Origin of the sequence: Mesorhizobium sp. M1A.T.Ca.IN.004.03.1.1 (assembly GCF_003997555.1) — a bacterium.
Taxonomy (GTDB): Bacteria; Pseudomonadota; Alphaproteobacteria; order Rhizobiales; family Rhizobiaceae; genus Mesorhizobium.
On sequence record NZ_RZTV01000229.1, the window covers coordinates 1 to 278 of the forward strand.

Annotated in this window: 1 protein-coding gene; it reads left to right on the forward strand. The window is 59.7% G+C overall.

What is annotated here, in order from left to right; translation table 11 throughout:
• Positions 1 to 124: 124 nt before the first annotated feature.
• Positions 125 to 278: BolA family transcriptional regulator (locus tag EOD29_RS31465; RefSeq protein WP_127248810.1), on the forward strand; the 154-nt coding region annotated here is incomplete at its 3' end.

Below are 278 nucleotides of genomic sequence, written 5' to 3' on the forward strand. Positions count from 1 at the left end.
TGATGTCGGCGATCTTATTTCACTGCCGATTCAGCAATTGCGCGATGCCCATGAATCGTGGTTCCCTGATTTCATGGAAGGCCGCGGCGAACTTGCCGCGGAATGATGCGCAAGGAGTAACATCATGGCCATGAAACCCGGCGATATCGAAGACATGATCAAGGCTGGGATTCCCGGTGCCAGGGTGACGATCCGCGATCTCGCGGGCGACGGCGATCACTACGCCGCCGAAGTCGTCGCCGAAGCCTTCCGCGGCAAGAGCCGCGTGCAGCAGCACC